The organism is Sporomusaceae bacterium ACPt (assembly GCA_041428575.1).
In the GTDB taxonomy this organism is placed as follows: domain Bacteria; phylum Bacillota; class Negativicutes; order Sporomusales; family Sporomusaceae; genus Sporomusa_D; species Sporomusa_D carbonis.
This window is the reverse complement of sequence record CP155570.1, coordinates 3,383,377-3,402,503: the sequence shown is the minus strand read 5'-3', so window position 1 is coordinate 3,402,503 and position 19,127 is coordinate 3,383,377. Positions and strand designations below refer to the sequence as shown.

15 protein-coding genes are annotated in these 19,127 nt (G+C 47.6%); all 15 read left to right on the top strand.

Annotation, left to right across the window (positions count from 1 at the left end; all coding sequences use genetic code 11):
* The first annotated feature begins 30 nt into the window (after window positions 1-30).
* The 15 genes from SCACP_RS17580 (at window position 31) to SCACP_RS17510 (ending at window position 18,976) form a co-directional block, all read left to right on the top strand.
* The gene (locus SCACP_RS17580) at window positions 31-2,307 is read left to right on the top strand and encodes a xanthine dehydrogenase family protein molybdopterin-binding subunit (RefSeq protein ID WP_425058792.1); all 2,277 of its coding nucleotides are present in this window, start codon (window positions 31-33) and stop codon (window positions 2,305-2,307) included.
* A gap of 169 nt (window positions 2,308-2,476) precedes the next feature.
* On the top strand, window positions 2,477-4,507 hold the full coding sequence (locus SCACP_RS17575) for a urocanate hydratase (protein ID WP_425058791.1): 2,031 nt from the start codon (window positions 2,477-2,479) through the stop codon (window positions 4,505-4,507).
* A gap of 687 nt (window positions 4,508-5,194) precedes the next feature.
* Window positions 5,195-6,022: a nitrogenase iron protein gene (nifH, locus tag SCACP_RS17570; protein WP_425058789.1), complete on the top strand. Its 828-nt coding sequence runs from the start codon at window positions 5,195-5,197 to the stop codon at window positions 6,020-6,022.
* A gap of 44 nt (window positions 6,023-6,066) precedes the next feature.
* A complete protein-coding gene (locus SCACP_RS17565; RefSeq protein ID WP_425058788.1) occupies window positions 6,067-6,396 on the top strand; it encodes a P-II family nitrogen regulator in 330 nt (109 codons plus the stop codon).
* 12 nt (window positions 6,397-6,408) lie between these two features.
* Window positions 6,409-6,816, top strand: coding sequence for a P-II family nitrogen regulator (locus SCACP_RS17560; protein WP_425058787.1), 408 nt, complete (start codon window positions 6,409-6,411; stop codon window positions 6,814-6,816).
* A 23-nt stretch (window positions 6,817-6,839) separates the two neighbouring features.
* Window positions 6,840-8,459: a nitrogenase molybdenum-iron protein alpha chain gene (gene nifD, locus SCACP_RS17555; protein ID WP_425058786.1), complete on the top strand. Its 1,620-nt coding sequence runs from the start codon at window positions 6,840-6,842 to the stop codon at window positions 8,457-8,459.
* A complete protein-coding gene (gene nifK, locus SCACP_RS17550) occupies window positions 8,453-9,841 on the top strand; it encodes a nitrogenase molybdenum-iron protein subunit beta (RefSeq protein WP_425058785.1) in 1,389 nt (462 codons plus the stop codon). The genes nifD and nifK overlap by 7 nt, the downstream gene beginning before the upstream one ends.
* A gap of 201 nt (window positions 9,842-10,042) precedes the next feature.
* Window positions 10,043-11,416, top strand: coding sequence for a nitrogenase iron-molybdenum cofactor biosynthesis protein NifE (gene nifE, locus SCACP_RS17545; protein WP_425058784.1), 1,374 nt, complete (start codon window positions 10,043-10,045; stop codon window positions 11,414-11,416).
* The gene (locus tag SCACP_RS17540; protein ID WP_425058783.1) at window positions 11,394-12,776 is read left to right on the top strand and encodes a nitrogenase component 1; all 1,383 of its coding nucleotides are present in this window, start codon (window positions 11,394-11,396) and stop codon (window positions 12,774-12,776) included. The genes nifE and SCACP_RS17540 overlap by 23 nt, the downstream gene beginning before the upstream one ends.
* Before the next feature lie 22 nt (window positions 12,777-12,798).
* Window positions 12,799-14,088: a nitrogenase cofactor biosynthesis protein NifB gene (nifB, locus tag SCACP_RS17535; protein ID WP_425058782.1), complete on the top strand. Its 1,290-nt coding sequence runs from the start codon at window positions 12,799-12,801 to the stop codon at window positions 14,086-14,088.
* Window positions 14,089-14,127: 39 nt separating this feature from the next.
* The gene (locus SCACP_RS17530) at window positions 14,128-14,436 is read left to right on the top strand and encodes a 2Fe-2S ferredoxin (RefSeq protein WP_425058781.1); all 309 of its coding nucleotides are present in this window, start codon (window positions 14,128-14,130) and stop codon (window positions 14,434-14,436) included.
* An 18-nt stretch (window positions 14,437-14,454) separates the two neighbouring features.
* The gene (locus tag SCACP_RS17525) at window positions 14,455-15,093 is read left to right on the top strand and encodes a Fe-only nitrogenase accessory AnfO family protein (RefSeq protein ID WP_425061436.1); all 639 of its coding nucleotides are present in this window, start codon (window positions 14,455-14,457) and stop codon (window positions 15,091-15,093) included.
* Window positions 15,094-15,110: 17 nt separating this feature from the next.
* Window positions 15,111-16,280, top strand: a complete 1,170-nt coding sequence (locus SCACP_RS17520) for a homocitrate synthase/isopropylmalate synthase family protein (RefSeq protein WP_425058780.1) — start codon at window positions 15,111-15,113, stop codon at window positions 16,278-16,280.
* Window positions 16,168-17,001 carry a homocitrate synthase gene (locus SCACP_RS17515; RefSeq protein WP_425058779.1) on the top strand — a complete coding sequence of 278 codons (834 nt, stop codon included), beginning with the start codon at window positions 16,168-16,170 and terminating at the stop codon, window positions 16,999-17,001. Before SCACP_RS17520 ends, SCACP_RS17515 begins: the two co-directional genes overlap by 113 nt.
* 340 nt (window positions 17,002-17,341) lie before the next feature.
* Window positions 17,342-18,976: an ATP-binding protein gene (locus tag SCACP_RS17510; RefSeq protein WP_425058778.1), complete on the top strand. Its 1,635-nt coding sequence runs from the start codon at window positions 17,342-17,344 to the stop codon at window positions 18,974-18,976.
* Window positions 18,977-19,127 lie beyond the last annotated feature (151 nt).

Here is a 19,127-nt window from a genome sequence, read left to right as displayed (position 1 = left end):
TAATTTTGACAGTCGGGAGGGTAAGAGGTGATGGCAGACAGAATTGCGGGCGGTTTTAAATATATAGGCAAGTCAATTCCTATTAGTGACGGGGCGGCAAAAGCCACCGGCCGGATTAAGTATACCGGTGATATGATGCTGGACGGAATGTTGTATGCCAAACTGGTATTCAGTGACAGACCCCACGCCAGGATTAAAAGTATCGATGTGAAGCAAGCTATGGCTGTCCCCGGTGTGGTAAAAGTATATACCTGTCGCAATACGCCGAAAGTCAAATTTAACAGCCAAGTGTGGTTTGTGGGGCAGAAAGCCTTCGAAGACCAGGAACTGTTTCCTGATGTTGTACGCTATGTGGGTGACACGGTGGCGGCCGTTGTCGCTGAGGATCAGGAGACTGCCGACCGGGCAGCAGGGCTTATCAGGATTGACTATGAGCTGCTGCCGGCGGTGATTGATCCGGAGGAAGCCAGACAAGGTAAAGTTAACATCCATGAGACCGGTAATCCTTTCTATACCACTGAGATAAAATGCGGCGATGTTGAAAAAGTTTTTACCGGGATGCCCGGGGTGGAAATCGTGGAAGACAGGGTGGAAACACCCAAAATTCATCATGCGGCTATGGAAAACCACGTATGTATCGCGGCACCCGACCATAATGGCAGGATTACCGTCTATAGCCCGTGTCAGATTATGTATTCTGTGCGCATGATTGTAGCCAAAATCCTGGGACTTCCGTTTCATAAGGTCAGGGTAATCAAGACACCTGTGGGCGGTTCTTTCGGCGGCAAACAGGAAGTGACCCTGGAACCCTACTGCGCTTTATTCGCCCGTGAGACAGGAAGACCGGTTAAAATAGAATTCGACAGGCAGGCAAGTATTGTTTCCACCCGTACCAGGACAAAAACCATTAGCTATGTAAAAACTGCCGTAGGTCAGGACGGCCGGATTTTGGCCAGGAATATGGATATGGTGGTGGATACCGGGGCGTATACGACAAACGGGAACATTATCTGTCATGCTATGGGTAAAAAGCTGTTCCGGCTGTACCGTATTGAGAACCAGAGGTTCCGCCCGGTGGCAGTTCACACCAATACACCGGTGGCCGGGGCGGCCAGGGGATATGGTTCACCCCAGGTGCAGGCAGCGGCCGAAATTAATCTGGACCATGCGGCCAGAAGACTGGGCATGGACCCGGTTGAATTCCGCCTCAAAAATCTGGTACATCCTTTTGATCCTGACCCGACAGGCGGTCCGTCCCTGGGAAATGCCGGAATTATCGATTGTGTGCTTAAAGGAGCTGCGGAATTCGGCTGGAATGAAAAATGGTCAAGGCCCCGGGATACCGGACGGTGGAGAAGGGGCGTGGGGATGGCGTGCGCTACCCATGTAAACGGTTACTATCAAGCCTACCAGGATTTCGGCACCATGACCCTGAGAATGCTGGAAGACGGCAGTCTGATGCTGAATGCCGGACTGCATGACTTGGGGAACGGCACGGTAACGGCCATGAAGCAGATTGTGGCTGAGGTTATGGATGTATCACCTGATCGGATTGAAGCGCCGGAAGGTGACACCGATGTCAGTCCCTACGATGTTGGCTGCCAGGCCAGCCGGGTCATCTATGTTTGTGGCGCCAATGCCATGAAAGCGGCAGAAAGCTTGCGCGAACTCTTTGTTGCGCACGCAGCCGGAATTTTTGGTTGCAGTCCGGACGATATATGTACTGGGGACGGCCTGATCTGGTCTGGTGAAAATGCTGATGATAAAATGGACTATGGCCGGATGGCCAGTTTAATCCAGCAGAAACACCAGGCGGAACTGATCGTGACTTTGACCTACCAGTCGCCGGCAAATCCTGGATCTTATGGTGTCAATTTCGTGGAAGTGTGCGTCGACACTCTGACCGGCTTTGTCAAAGTGCTGGATGTGGTTGCCGTGCATGATATCGGACAGGCTATCAACACCGGGTTTGTTGAAGGGCAAATCCACGGCGGTATTCAGATGGGTCTCGGCCTGGCGCTTGCCGAAGACCTGGCTGTAGATCCCCGGACAGGAGTGGTCAAAGGCAACCGGTTCAGCAAATATCATCTCATCAATGCGCCGGATATGCCACCCATCCGGACCTTCCTTATTGAAAAAGGGGAAGAATTCGGGCCGTTCGGGGCCAAGAGCATCGGGGAAATCGCCACCATTCCCATTGCGCCGGCAACCGTTAATGCGGTAAATCATGCGCTTAATACTCATCTGACGGTTTTGCCGCTGACACCGGAACGGATTATCGAAGGACTGCGGCAGGCCGGCAAATAAAGAGAGCCTTAGCCGCCCTTAACTCCCGCTTATAGAAGGTGGAGTTTTAGAGCGGCTTGGTCATCGGATAAAATTTTTGCAGATTTTTATTAGATATCAACGGAATTTTCGACGTTTTTTTGACGACTGGATGGTATATTAAAATATGATAAAAAGGAGGTTGAGTAAAATGATCAACAATCTTGAGATAGCGCAAGCCATGACGATAAAGCTTGAGGCTGAATTGCCGGAGCCGACAGAATTCATGCCAGGCATCCGGCGGGCGCCTAACCGGGGATTTCGTCTCACGCCGGCGCAAACGGAAGTTGCCTTGAAAAATGCGCTACGCTATGTACCCGAAGAACTTCATGAAGTATTAGCCCCGGAATTTTTAAATGAACTTATGACCTATGGACGCATTTATGCGTACCGTTATCGCCCGCAGGGCAGGATTTATGGAAAACCCATTGACGAGTATAAAGGCAATTGTATTGAGGGTAAGGCCTTTCAAGTCATGATTGACAATAACCTTGATTTCGAGATCGCCCTCTATCCTTATGAACTGGTTACTTATGGCGAAACCGGCCAGGTATGCCAGAACTGGCTGCAATACCGGCTGATTAAAAAATATTTGGAAGTTATGACCCGGGAACAGACTCTGGTCATTGAGTCCGGTCATCCGCTGGGACTATTTCCTTCAAAACCGGACGCTCCCCGGGTAATTATCACCAATGCACTGATGATTGGCATGTTTGACAATCAGGGTGACTGGGAGATCGCCGAGCAAATGGGTGTTGCCAACTATGGTCAAATGACCGCCGGCGGCTGGATGTACATTGGGCCGCAGGGGATTGTCCACGGCACTTTCAATACGCTTCTTACCGCCGGCCGGCAAAAACTGAACATCCCCGGTGACGGCGACCTCCGCGGCAAGCTGTTTGTAAGCTCCGGTCTGGGCGGAATGAGCGGCGCTCAGCCCAAAGCCGTTGAAATCGCCAAAGGCGTCGGTATCATTGCCGAAGTCGATTATTCCCGCATTCAAACCCGCTATAATCAAGGCTGGGTGGGGAAAATTACCGACGACCTGGCCGAAGCTTTCCGGATAGCGGCTGAGTATATGCAAAAAGAAGAGCCGATATCGATTGCCTACCACGGAAATATCGTTGATCTGTTGGAATATGCTGTGCAAAACAACATAAACATCCATCTCCTGTCAGACCAAACTTCTTGCCACGTAGCCTACGACGGCGGCTACTGCCCGCAAGGCATAACTTTTGAGGAGAGAACCCGGCTGTTGGCCACCGACCGGGATAAATTTAAGGCACTTGTTGACAAGACTTTAGCGCGGCATTTCGAACTCATTAAAACGTTGGTTGAACGGGGAACCTACTTTTTCGACTATGGCAACTCCTTCATGAAGGCGGTCTATGACGCCGGCGTTACAGCCATATCGAAAAACGGTGTCGACGAAAAAGACGGCTTCATTTTTCCGTCCTATGTGGAAGATATTATGGGGCCGGAACTGTTTGACTACGGCTATGGTCCGTTCCGCTGGGTGTGCCTGAGCGGCAAAGAAGAAGACTTGATCAAAACCGACCGCGCCGCCATGGCTTGCATTGACCCCAATCGCCGCGGCCAGGACCGGGACAACTATATCTGGATCCGGGATGCGGCACGGAATAAACTGGTTGTAGGGACCAAAGCCAGAATTCTGTATCAAGATGCCGAGGGGCGGAAAAATATTGCCCTTAAGTTTAATGAGATGGTCCGTAATGGTGAAATCGGTCCGGTAATGCTGGGGCGGGATCATCATGACGTTAGCGGCACTGATTCGCCTTTCCGGGAGACAGCCAATATTAAAGACGGCAGTAATGTAATGGCTGATATGGCTACCCAGTGTTTTGCCGGTAATGCCGCCCGGGGGATGAGCTTAGTAGCTTTACATAACGGCGGCGGCGTCGGGATTGGCAAATCCATCAACGGCGGTTTCGGTCTGGTTCTGGATGGCAGCGAGCGGGTCGATAATATCATCAAATCTGCCATGTTATGGGATGTTATGGGCGGAGTGGCCAGACGTTCCTGGGCGCGCAACCCCAATTCCATTGCAACCTGCATGGAGTTTAACAGAGCATATCAAGGGGCAGGGCATATTACTTTACCCTATATTCCCCGGGAAGCTATGATTAAAGAGTTGGTAAGCCAGGCCTTCCGGAAACGGTAGGGTTGAACTCAACTCCGGTTTACCCCGGCTTGCGCAGACCAAGTTCCATTCCTTTAGCCACTAATTTGGCGCGGCTGGTGACATATCTAACCAAATTGGTCAGATTGTTGAAACGATATCAAGTATCGCCGAGGGTAGGGCCCAGGATGATTGTTTGATAATATTGATTAATAGAAAAGTTACGAATATTAATCAGGATATTGCACAAGTTTTGATTCTGTGTTATACTCTGCTTAAACTAAAAAACTTTTAGCAATGAGGCTTACAAACAACCAGTGTTTGTAAGCCTTTCTGCCGTAAAGGCTGCTATACCTGGTTACACGCTGAATAGCGAAGCAATTTGCACCCATATCTACTGGTAAGCAAAGAGGCTTATAAAACGTTCACAACGTTTATAAGCCTCTTTGCGCTTATTAGAAGTCAAATTGACCGTTATTCTTGCTAAGGGGGTGGTGGAAACAAAATGGATATAGTGATGGCAACATCACAAAGACCAGGATATTTACACAGACCAGGAGTGATGGAAAAGCAAGAAAAAAGGAAAATGCTCCCACGGTACTGCCATACCGAAGGAGCCGTCGGTAAACCTACCATTAGCACGGGGGTAAATCTACCTATCTTCATTATACCTTAATATCTACATAACCTCAATAAGGTTTTATGTAGGAAAAACTGGAGGAATGAATTATGAGACAAATTGCGATATATGGAAAAGGCGGAATCGGTAAATCCACGACAACCCAAAATACGGTAGCCGCACTGGCTGAATCAGGCAATCAAGTAATGGTAGTGGGCTGTGACCCTAAAGCTGACTCTACCCGGTTATTGCTAAACGGTTTGTGTCAAAAGACGGTTTTAGATACACTCCGTGATGAAGGCGATGATATTGAATTAGAGGATATTTTGAAAATCGGTTTCGGCAATACCCGTTGTGTTGAATCCGGCGGTCCTGAACCGGGTGTTGGTTGTGCAGGACGCGGCATTATTACTTCGATCAATATGTTGGAATCGCTGGGAGCTTACACATCTGACCTGGATTATGTATTTTATGACGTACTCGGTGATGTTGTCTGCGGCGGTTTTGCCATGCCGATCCGGGAAGGTAAAGCTCAGGAGATTTATATCGTTGCTTCCGGTGAACTGATGGCTTGTTATGCGGCCAATAACATCGCCAAAGGGATTAGTAAATATGCTTTGAGCGGCGGCGTTCGTCTCGGCGGCATTATTTGCAACAGCCGTAAAGTTGATAATGAGTATGCCCTGCTCAAAGCTTTCGCCGAAGAACTTGGTTCTCAGCTCATTCACTTTGTACCGCGGGATAATATCGTGCAACGGGCCGAAATTAACAAAAAGACGGTTATTGATTTTGATCCGAAAGCAAATCAGGCTGATGAATACCGCAAATTAGCCATGAATATTAAAAACAATGATATGTTTGTCATTCCCAAGCCCATGACCCAAGACCGTCTGGAAGAACTCATGATGCAGCATGGTTTCCTGGACGCAATCGCTTAATCCGGCTACCGGCAGACAATATTATAGTAGGGGAGTTGGCAATCATGTTTTTAGTGCGTGCGATGATTAGACCAGAAAAAGCAGATGAAGTGATCTATGAATTGTCCCGGGCGGGATTTCATGCGGTAACTAAGATTGATGTTGTGGGCCGCGGCAAACAAAAAGGGATACGCATTGGTGATATTGTCTATGACGAGATTCCCAAAACAATGCTATTTATGGTTGTTGATGAAGATAAAGACAAGGAAGACGTAATCAGTTTAATTGTCAAGACGGCGAAAACCGGCGAAAAAGGAGCTTTTGGCGACGGCAAAATTTTTATTAGTGCGGTGGAAGAAGCATATACCATTTCAAGTGGCGCGAAAAGCTTGTAAGGGGGCATTACAATGAAAGAGGTTGTTGCAATTATCCGCATGAACAAAGTCAATGCCACCAAAAAAGCACTGGTTGAAGTAGGCTATCCGGCCTTTACTACTTTTAAAGTAATGGGTCGTGGCAAATTAGTAACTGATCCGGTGGTGATCGAGGACCGGAAGCGTAAATTGCTGGCGATGTCTGACCCGGATGATCCTGAGGTAATCGAACTGGTAACCGGTTTTTTGGACGGAACAAGGCTTTTTCCCAGAAGGTTGTTCACTGTTTTGGTACATGATGCCGATGTCCCGCTCGTTGTTGACGCGCTGATCAAGGCCAACAAAACAGAATATAATGTTGGCGACGGCAAGATATTCGTCTTGCCGATGCTTGAAGCAGTGCGCGTCAGGACAGGTGAACGCGGCGAAGCTGCTTTGTAACGGTAGTAAAGGAGGTATGGAGAATGGCTGTAAGTGAAGAGCAATTACAGGAAATACTTAATAGATATCCCGACAAGGTAAAAAAAGGTCGTAAAAAGCATATTTTAATCAAGGATTCTTCTCAGGCGAAACAAGTAATCGAAGCAAATACCCGGACAATTCCCGGCATTATAACCAACCGCGGCTGTGCCTACGCCGGCTGCAAAGGCGTGGTAGTCGGCCCGCTGAAAGACATGGTGCACATTACTCACGGACCGGTCGGCTGTGGTTATTATAGCTGGGGTACACGCCGCAATAAAGCCAAATCTGATGATCCCACGAAAAACTTCATTAATTATTGCGTTACTACTGATATGCAGGAGAGCGACATTGTCTTCGGCGGCGAAAAGAAACTTGCTAAAGTTATTGACGAAGTTGTTGAGATTTTCAAACCTAATGCAATTACCGTCAATGCCACTTGCCCGGTTGGTCTGATTGGCGATGACATTGGCGCCGTGGCCAAGGCGGCTCAGGAGCGGCATGGCATTCCGGTTCTGGCCTTCAGCTGTGAAGGCTATAAAGGGGTTAGCCAGTCAGCCGGGCACCATATCGCCAATAATATTCTGATGGATAGGATCATTGGCGACACCGATGTGGAAGAAGCGCCCGGGCCTTATGCCATCAATATGCTGGGTGAATACAATATCGGCGGTGACGCTTGGGAAATTGAACGGACCTTGAAAGAAATCGGCTATACTGTTGTCAGCACCATGACTGGTGACGGATCTTATGAACATCTGCGCAACGCCCATACGGCCAGCCTGAACCTGGTGCAATGCCACCGGTCGATTAACTACATCGCCGAGATGCTGGAAAAGAAATACGGGACACCGTGGCTGAAGGTAAACTTTATCGGTATCGAGGCAACAATCAATTCCTTACGGGAAATGGCCCTGTACTTTGGCGATGAAGCGCTCATTCAGAAGACTGAAGAAGTAATAGCCCGGGAAGTAGCCCGGATACAGCCAATCATTGACCAGTACCGCAAGGTATGTGAGGGTAAAACAGCATTCTGTTTTGTCGGTGGATCACGGGGTCATCATTATCAGGGAATGTATCGGGAGCTGGGTATTGAAACAGTGCTTGCCGGTTATGAATTTGCTCACCGGGACGATTATGAAGGGCGTCAGGTCATACCGGAGATCAAGCCGGACGCCGACAGTAAAAACATTCCGGAATTGCATGTTACTGCTGATGAAAAACGGTTCTGTTTAAAAATAAGCCCTGAAAAAATGGAAGAACTGAAACAAAAGATATCTCTTAGTTACTATGCCGGTATGAATTGTGAGATGAAAGACGGCTATGTCATTGTTGATGATCTCAATCATTATGAGACCGAGGAATTCATCAAAATATTAAAACCTGATATTTTTTCTTCCGGCATCAAGGATAAATATGTAGTGCAAAAAATGGGCATTCCTTCCAAGCAGCTGCACTCGTACGACTATAGCGGGCCCTATGCCGGGTTCAACGGCGCCGTTAATTTTGCCCGGGATATAGCAATGAGTTTTGCTTCACCGACCTGGAACTTTATCGTACCCCCTTGGAAGAATGAACCATTATTAGAAGGCAAGATGGCAGAAGGAGAGGAGAAGGCATGTTAGACGCTACACCTAAAGAAATAAAAGTACGCTCAAGTGGCGGGTTGATAAACCCGGCCAAGACTTGTCAACCGATTGGCGCTATGTACGCAGCACTGGGCATACACAAATGCTTGCCTCACAGCCATGGTTCCCAGGGGTGCTGTTCTTACCACCGGATGCATTTAACAAGGCATTTCCGGGACCCGATCATGGCCTCTACCAGTTCCTTTACCGAAGGTTCTTCGGTATTTGGCGGCGCAGCCAACCTGAAGACGGCGATAAAAAATGTATTTACTATTTATAATCCCGACATTATTGCCGTGCATACAACCTGCCTGACCGAGACCATCGGCGATGACCTTCCCACAATTATTAAATCCGCGGAAATACCTGAAGGCAAACTGGTTATTCATGCCAACACGCCGAGTTATCAAGGTTCGCATATCACCGGCTTTTCCAACATGGTCAAGGGTGCGATCAGTTATTTGGCTGAGAGCACAATGCCGGTAAAAAAGGATCAGGTTAATATAATCCCTGGCTTTGTTAATCCGGGAGATATGCGGGAAATCAAGCGTATTGCCAAAATAATGGGAGCCAAGTTTATTCTCTTTCCCGATACCACCGGCGTAGTCGATTCACCGATGACCGGTAAATTCGAGATGTATCCCAAAGGCGGAACGACCATTGCTGAGATTAAGGATACGGGAAATTCCAAACTTACCCTTGCTTTAGGCCGGTTTGCCTCAAGTGACGGGGCGGAACTATTAGAAAAGAAATGCAAAGTGCCGGCGCTCGCTTTGAAAACCCCCATCGGTGTAAAGGCGACTGATGAATTTGTTATGGCTCTGCGCCGCTTCGCCGTGCGGGAAGTACCTTATGAACTGGAAGAAGAACGCGGCCAATTGGTAGACATCATGACAGATACCCATTTCCATTTCCACGGTAAAAAAGTAGCTCTGTTTGGTGATCCGGATATTCTTACAGGTTTGACTGAGTTTGTACTCAGCTTGGGAATGGTTCCTGTCCATATCCTGACCGGTACTCCCGGCGGCGCTATCGGTTCAGGTATGGGCAGCTTTGAAGAGGATATTCAGGAAATGTTAACTAATGCCGGTGTTACCGCCAACGTAAAAGGCAACGGCGATTTATTCACCCTGCATCAGTGGATTAAAAATGACCCGGTCGACCTTTTAATCGGTACCACCTATGGTAAATATATTGCCCGGGCTGAAGATATTCCCTTTGTCAGAGTCGGATTCCCTGTTTTGGACCGCAGTGTCCATTCCTATTTCCCCATCGTTGGTTATCGCGGAGCTATGCGCTTGATCGAGATGATTAGCAATGCATTGCTGGACCGTCAAGACCGTGATGCGGCCGATGAAGATTTTGAATTGGTTATGTAACTATATAAACGTATTAAATAATTTCCTGTTTGTCATTGCGAACGACAGTGAAGCAATCCCGTCAATCCAGGCGTCTGCTTCGTCGTACCTCCTCGCAAAATGACAGGAGAATCGTTAGTTTACGGGGCAACGTTGCCTAACTCGCTTAGCCAACGTTCGCCCCGTTTTTGTCTTGATCAATAAGAGAAGGGAGGATATATCATGGATACGGCCCAGGCGATCAAAGAGAGAGAACTTTTCATAGCGACAAAGGGAAAACAAAAAACATCCCTGAAGTGTGACGCGGACAGTATTGCCGGCTGCGTCAGCCAACGGGCCTGCGTATATTGCGGCGCCCGGGTAGTGTTGAACCCGATTACCGACGCAGTACATTTAGTCCATGGGCCTATCGGTTGTGCCAGCTATACTTGGGATATTCGCGGGAGCTTAAGTAGTGGCTCTGAACTGTATCGTAACAGCTTTTCCACTGACCTGAAAGAACATGACGTAATTTTTGGCGGCGAGCCAAAACTCAAACGTGCTATTGATGAACTTGTTGAAAAATATCAGCCCAAGCTTATTTTTGTGTATTCAACCTGTATTGTCGGTGTCATCGGTGATGATTTGGAAGCTGTATGCAAACAGGCAGCCGCCAAATATAACATCGAAGTTATCCCTGTCCAATCAAGTGGTTTCATTGGTAATAAATCGGCCGGCTATCGTGCCGCTTGTGATGCAATCATGCGGGTGGTAACTCCCCGGAAACGGCTTTCACGCAAAGTGAACAGTCTCAATTACCTCGGCGATTTCAATCTGGCCGGTGAAGCGTGGATTATCCGCAGTTATCTTGAAGAAGTCGGCATTGATGTAAACGCTGTTTTCACGGGAGATTCAAGTTATGATACGCTCAAACAGGCGACAGCCGCATCGCTGAACATTATTCAATGTGCCGGCTCAATGAACTATCTGGCCAAGAAACTGCAGGAGGAGTATTCCATCCCGTATATCCAGGTATCATTTCTCGGCCTGGAAGATACAGCCATATCGCTCCGGCGGATTGCTGAATTTTTCGGGGACGCTGAAATAATTGCCAAAACCGAGGCCTTGATTGAACGCGAACTGGCGTCCACCAGGCCGGTTATTGACAGATATAAAGGCATGTTCAGCGGCAAAAAGGCAGCCGTTTATGTAGGCGGCGGTTTCAAAGCCATATCCCTGATCAAGCAGTTCCGTGAAATCGGAATTGACGTTGTTATGGTTGGGACCCAGACAGGAAGGCCGGAAGAGTATGATACCATTCATGATCTGGCAGATGAGGGGACGGTCATCTTGGATGATGCCAATCCGTCAGAATTAGAACGGTTTATGACCCAGCAAGGAGCCCATCTTCTGGTCGGCGGTGTCAAGGAACGGCCTTTAGCCTATAAGCTGGGTATTGCTTTTATTGACCATAACCATGACCGCAAACATCCGTTAAGCGGTTTTGTCGGCGCGATCAATTTTGCTAAGGAAGTTCATTCGACATTGTGTTCACCTGTATGGGACTACATGTATGATTTTGGGGGTGACTTGAATGGAACAATCGCTAAAGTATAGTAAAAATGTTAACGAAAACCCTTGTCATATGTGTATGCCAATGGGAGCTATTCTCCCGTTTAAAGGGCTGGAAGGCTCCATGGTTATTATCCATGGGTCGCAAGGCTGCAGTACTTATATGCGGCGGCACATTGCCGAACATTTTAATGAACCCATTGATGTCGGATCTTCTTCTCTAAATGAAAAGGGGACCATTTATGGGGGCGAAGCTAACTTAAAACAGGCTTTGGACAATATTATCCGGGTATATAATCCCCAAGTTATCGGCGTGCTGACCTCCTGTCTGGCAGAAACCATCGGTGAGGATATTGAGCGGATTACTGCCGAATACCGGCAAGAAAAAGGGGTATTGGATTATCCCATCATAGCGGTGCCCACACCGGGGTACGGCGGCACACATACCGAAGGTTATTGGCTGGCCGTAAGGCAGATTATCGCGCAACTGGCTGTTCCAACTGAGCGGCATGACAAAATCAACATCATCCTTCCTCATATCAGTCCTGCCGATATCCGGGAATTGAAGCGGCTACTGGCCCTTATGGACATTGAATATACATTGTGCCCTGATTTTTCGGAGACCTTAGACCGCCCGGTAGCCCGGCCTTATACTAAGATTCCCGCGGGCGGGACCAAGCTGGCCGATATTAGGGCCATGCCGGGAGCGCCGGCAACCGTCCAACTAGGAATAACGGCAGAAGACGAGCTGTCTCCAGGGAAGTATCTGGCCGACACCTTCCAGGTACCGCTATATAATGTGCCTATTCCCATTGGGGTAGAAAACACCGATATATTCTTCCGGACGATTGCGGCAATTACCGGGAAATCCATTCCCGACAGTATCATTAACGAACGCGGACGGCTGTTGGACTGCATGGTTGATTCCCATAAATATAACTTTGCCGGGCGAAGTGTCGTCTATGGCGAGCCCGAATTAGTATATTCATTAGCAAAAACCTGTGTTGAGAACGGTGTTTTTCCGGAAGTGGTAGCTTCGGGCAGTAAAAACGAAAGGCTGGCACACTTGTTGCAGCCGGTTTTTGACAGATATCAGCGTCAGGTCACCATTCTTGCCGAAGCTGATTTTGTCCAAATTCGCCGTAAAAGTGTGGAAGCGGGCGTCAATATTGCCATTGGCCATTCGGATGGCCGCTATCTGACCGAACGGGAAGGGATTCCGCTGGTGCGGGTTGGCTTTCCCATCCATGACCGGGTTGGCGGTCAGCGGTTACTTTCCGTCGGTTATACCGGCACAGCCTTATTGTTAGACCGGATAACCAATACCCTGCTTGAAACCAAGCGGGGCAAGTACCGGCGTACTATGTACGAACAATACTACAAACCGGCAAGAGTAATATCCTAGATTTGAAGTTGGAGGTGAATGTATGGATTCCGCCTGTTCTGGTATGAAATGCAGCTCAAAGTTTCCGCCACATATAGCGGAAAAAACGCAAAAACATCCCTGTTATTCCGCTGAGGCGCACCAAACTTACGCCCGGATGCACCTCCCGGTAGCGCCGGTCTGTAACATACAATGCAATTATTGTAATCGCAAATTTGACTGTGTCCACGAAAGCCGCCCTGGTGTGACAAGCGAAATCCTGTCACCTGACGCAGCCCGGCATAAATTCCTTTGGGTTAAGGAAAAGATCGATAAGCTTAGCGTAGTCGGTATCGCCGGCCCTGGCGACGCTTTGGCCAACTGGCAAGAAACGAAGGCTACCATCCGCCTGATTCAGGAAATTCAGCCAGATATAATTTTTTGCTTATCCACTAATGGACTGTTGCTGCCGGAATATGCGCAAGGAATTGTGGACCTGGGTATTCATCATGTTACCGTGACCTGTAATGCCGTGAACCCGGAAATTGGAGCCAAGCTATACCAGCATGTTAATTATAACGGACAAAGGCTTACAGGCACTGAGGCTGCCCGTGTCCTATTGGAAAACCAGCTTCATGGTATTGAGTATTTAACAAACCGCGGCGTAATGGTTAAGGTCAATATTGTAATGGTCAAAGATATTAACGACCGGCACATCCCTGAGGTAGTAAAAAAGGTAAAAGAATTAGGCGTATTTATTACTAATATCATGCCGCTTATCCCGGCGCCGGGAAGTAATTTTGAATATTGGCCTCAGACCAGCATGAAAGATATCAATGCAATGCGTGATATCTGCCAGATTGATATTCAACAAATGCGGCACTGTAAACAATGCCGGGCCGATGCCGTCGGACTATTAGGGCAGGACCGGTCCCAGGAATTCCGGATGTGCAACCTGCAGCAGCAGAAACAAGCACCGATTGCCGCAAAACCTGATAAGACGCCGGTCAAAATTGCTGTTGCTACCAAATATGGGAAGCTGGTCGACCTGCATTTTGGTCATGCCTCCGAATTTCAGATATACCAGGGCTCCGGCGATGAGTTTACTTTACTTGAAACCAGGCGTGTAGCCAAGTATTGTGCGGGAATGCCGGACTGCGACACTGAAGAAAGCCGCCGCGAGGGGATTATCGACGCCCTGCGTGATTGTAATGCCGTTCTGTCGATGCGTATTGGTTACCATGCCAAAGAACGGCTCCGGAAAAAGGGGATTTACAGCGTGGAGTCTTGCGACAGTGTCGAGAACGGACTGCATTATGCAGTTGAAAAACTGCGAAAGAAAGAAGTCATATAGCGGTCCGATAATAGATGAAAATGTAAGGGGAGTAAAAACATGAATAAACCGAAACGTCATATATTTGTATGTACCAGTTCACGGCCAAATGGCCAGCAGAAAGGAATGTGCCACACCAAAGAAGGGGTCAACATCATGATGAAATTTATCGAGGAAGTTGAGGACCGGGATCTGGGCGGTGAGGTTTTTGTCACTAATACCGGCTGTTTCGGCATTTGCGAGAAAGGCGCCATTGTCGTAGTATATCCGGATAATGTCTGGTACGGCTCGGTTTCTGTTGACGATGTGGAAGAAATTATGGAGAAGCATATTGAAGGGGGCAGCCCGGTAGCGCGTCTGGAGATATGACAGGAGGGGAGTTTGGCTATGACCATGGCGATTGCCGTACACACCGGGACAAAAGGAGAGTCCACAGTAATCAGCGACCCTGGAATGATACGCATTTTCCGTAAACGGCAGGGAATGTGGCATATTGAACGGGAACAGGCTTTTCAATTGGTGCAGGACAAAGGTCTGCGCGAGATGCGCCGGCAAATGGCCGGACTCATCGAGTATTTGGGGGAGTGTAAAGTTTTTGTGGCCAGTACCGTCACCGGTGTTCCTTATTATGAACTTGAAAAAGCCGGGCTTAGTGTTTGGGAATATAAAGGTAAGCCAGTCGAATTTCTCGACTATATTTTAGAAAAAGAGGAAGAGGCTGCTGAACAGGATACAAAAACTCCTGCTGCAGTAGTCATACCCACGCCGGAACATTTGGGCAACGGTTTTTACAAAATTTCAATTAAAGAGATCCAGGAGTCTGAGAGTGGTATTACTACCAAGCAGGTGTTGATGCCTTTTTTACGGCGGGGCAGTTATTATCAGTTGGAAGTACTGTGTAATCATGTTCCGCCGTGGTTGGAGGCCGAGGCTATGACCGGCAATTTATGTTATGAAAGTGAAAAAATAGCTCCCGGGGAAGTAAGGCTGATTTTGCGTAAACAGGTCTGTGATGAAAAATTATGATGATAGGAGGATCGACCATGAGCGTGCAATACATTGATCAAACGCTTTTTGAAGGAATTGCAAGCCGGATATCTTATGAAAACCTGGTGCTCATGGCCGGGCTGCTCCAAAGTTTGCCAATTACTCTCATGGATGTTCCCCTTGAACAGGCAGGAAAATACCCGCTGGCTCAAGTTTTGAGTCAGGAAATGCTTAGAGCCGTAATTCAGCCCACAGTGGCGCAGATTCATTCAGCTTACCGGCTGGGATTCCGGAAAGTGGTACTGTTGTACCACCAACAGCCGGGAATGGCCGTATCTCCGGAACTTGAGTTGTCGTTTGGGCGGCTGCAGCAATTGGCAATGGCATTTTCCCTTAAGGTTGAAAATGCATCAACGTTACAGGTAAAAGAGATCGAGGATTTATGTAAGCAGCTTGCCGGTGTTCCGGTGGATACTTTTATTTATAGCGATAGCAGTAGTATGCTGGAGCCGTTTAGTACTTATGAAAGACTGCAACAGGTGCAACGTTTTATTCCTTTTACCCTGGAGTTTCACGGCCATAATGCCCATGGCCTGGCAACAGCCAATACATTGAGTGCCATCCGGGCAGGTGTGCAGTATGTGGCAACGGCAATAGCCGGTGTGGGAGACGCCGGTCATGCTCCATTTGAAGAAGTGGTTATGGCTGCCAAGCATTTACTTGGGGCGTCTCAGACGATTGTCAGTTCATCAATTGCGCCAACGTGTACTGCCATTATGCGCTGTTTCGGCAAAGTGGTTGCTGTCGATAAAGCCATTATCGGACCGAACATTTTTGCTCATGAGTCGGGATTGCACGTGGATGGAGTTGTAAAAAATCCGAAAATATACGAGCCTTTCTCTCCTGAGGAGGTAGGCTTGTCACGATATTTAGTCATAGGAAAACATTCCGGGTCTACTTCTTTGCAAGTGGTGCTGCGGGACTTAGGTGTTGAACTTGACGACATTGCCGCGCAGCGTCTGTTAAAGTTGGTCCGCACAACAGTAGTAAACAAGAAAAGTTTCCTCAGCCCGTTAGAAGTGTTACAATTGGGTCACATAGGAGAAGAAATCGATGGTAAAGATCGGGAATGTTCAATTGGTAGATACTACTCTGCGGGACGGAGAACAAGCTGCCGGGGTAGTATTTTCAACAGAGGAAAAAGTAAACATTGCACAGGCTCTTGATCAGGCCGGCGTCCAATGGATTGAAGCCGGGACGCCGGTAATGGGAGCGGAAGAACAAGAAGCGCTGCGTGGTATACTGGCGTTGCCGCTGACAGCCACGATAACTGCCTGGAACCGTGCCGTTAAGGAAGATATCGAAGCTTCAGTAGCTTGCGGTTTCTCCTTTCTTCATATTTCGGTGCCTGCGTCCGATTTACACATTAGGCATAAACTGAGAAAAACGCGGGAATGGGTGCTGGCAGGCCTTCGGCAGGCAATTCAATTGGCGCGCAGTTATGGGTGTGATGTCTCGGTCGGCGCTGAAGACGCATCCCGGGCTGATCCGGAATTTTTTTTGCAGATTGCCGATATTGCTGCCAAATTGGAAGCGCGCCATATTCGGTATGCCGATACAGTAGGTTGTCTAGAACCATTTTCAGTGTTTGACAACATCAGCAACCTGGCCGCGCGGTGCCCATTAGCGATAGAATTTCACGGTCATAATGACTTTGGTCTGGCTACGGCCAATACCTTTGCTGCCGTCAAAGCCGGTGCCCGCTTAGTAAGCGCCACCGTCCGGGGATTGGGCGAGCGGGCCGGAAATGCCGACCTGGAACAGATTGTTACAGTATTGGAGCGCCTTGGGGGTTATTCGATGGGGATATCAACGGAGAATTTGTTGTTTCTCAATGCACTGGTAGAGAGGGCGGCAGTGCGGCCTGCGTTCGTACAAGAAAAATAAAGAGAGTACATAGTTAACAAGAAGGGGATGCGCTGCCAAGCGCATCCCCTTCTTGTTTATTAAATGGCATTGCCACCAGGGTACATACATATGACGTAATCCTGTATAGGACTAATGGCCTAATTTCTGGAAAAATACAGTAATTTGTCGGTTGGTATTGGAATTAATGGAAATATGTAGGAGGAATTGGGGTAATTTGCTAGAAAAATATAGTAGTTATAAAACAGTTAAATATTGGTAGATCCGCCGGAATAAAGGGGAAACTTTCCGATGAACTAAAGTAGTTACGGAAAGCGACGGTATAGGGAGGGAATTTAATGTGTCACTAGACAACGGAATAATGACAAACATGATTGCTACTTTATTAATGGTCTTAACCTATACTTATCTTTATATTCAATATAGGCATAGTTACCTCGCCAAGTGGATGGCTGCATGGATTCTCCACGAAGTCAGGATTGTTTTCCTTGAGAAATCATTTATTGAACAATCGTCGGTGTTCCTAACCATTCTATATATAATACTATCTTTCGCATACTGCCTGCTTATGATGGCGGGAACAATGGAACTGGTAGGCCGGCGCCTGTCAAAGATTTGGATAGCGACTGGTTTATTGTTTTTGGTTATTACTACTGCCGGGATGATAATACATTTGCCTGCTTATATTTACGGGATACCTGGAGTATTTTACATTGGAACTACTTATATCCGTACTGGATTTATTGTTCGGAATATCAATGTCGGTGGCATGGGAAGATGGCTCACCACTTGGGCTTTCATCCTGCTTGGTTTCCATACTTTTGATATGCCGGTTTTAGCGCAGATTGGTTGGTTTATACCTTGGGGCTATCTGATTGATGGTATACTTAGGTCAGTTGTCGCTATCGGTACCGTCTTTATCTATTTTGAAAAAGTCAAAAACGAGCTTGCGCAAAAGGAAAAGTACTATCGGTTACTGGCTGAGAACGCGACAGATATTATTTACCGGTACAAATTAACTAAGCCTGCCGGTTTTGAATATATCAGTCCGGCAATAAAACAAGTGATAGGTTACGAACCCGGCGATATCAAAACAATCCGGGAAATAATGCGCATCATTCATCCAGATGACCGGGATATCTTCAAAAAATTTCTTAAAAATCCGGTTATGTGTGAGGACTTTGCCATCTTTCGGGTACTAAATAAGAGTGGCGAAATTGTCTGGGCAGAACCCAAATACTCCATTGTCTCTGATCCCAACGGTAAACCCATCGCCATTGAAGGCAGTGTGCGGGACATAACCAAGCGCGTTTTGTTAGAGCAGGATGTATCGCGACTTGATAGGTTGAATATTGTCGGACAGATGGCGGCGAACCTCGCCCACGAAGTCCGCAATCCCCTTACTACCGTACGGGGCTATCTGCAGCTATTTGGTAACAAACGTGAATTTCAGCACTATAAAGAGCAGTTCTGTTTATTGCTGGACGAACTTGACCGGACCAACCATATTATTACTGAATATCTTTCTCTCAGCAAAAACAAAAGTGTTGAAATGAAAAAATGCAGTTTAAATGAAATTGTTTACTCGCTTCATCCTTTGGTGCAGGCTGACGCTACCCCTTCTAAAATCGAAATTGAGCTTAAATTAGGTGATATTCCCAACCTCTACCTTGACGGCAAGGAAATCAAGCAGCTAGTGCTTAACCTCACTCGCAACGCCATCGAAGCTATGCCGGCAGGCGGCAGGCTGGGCATCCAAACTGTTGTTTCCGGTGATGAGATTGTACTTACTGTTGCCGATCAGGGGACGGGAATTCCTCAGCATGTCCTGGATAATCTGGGTAAACCATTTTTTACTACTAAAACAAATGGAACCGGTTTAGGTATGGCCATCTGTTACCGCATCGCCCACAGGCACAATGCTAAAGTCGACATTGACACTGGACCGGCCGGTACGACAATTAATATAAGGTTTCGAACACCTAATCCACCATAAGAAAAGAAGGCCGAAAAGGCCTTTTTTTTATTTCGTCTTACCGGTTTCTTAGCCGAACTATGAGACCAGTAAGGCAATAAACGTAGGGGGTGTTTTTCGATGGATTTCTCAGATTAAATTTAGTGCAAACGACAGGGTATTCAACTACAAA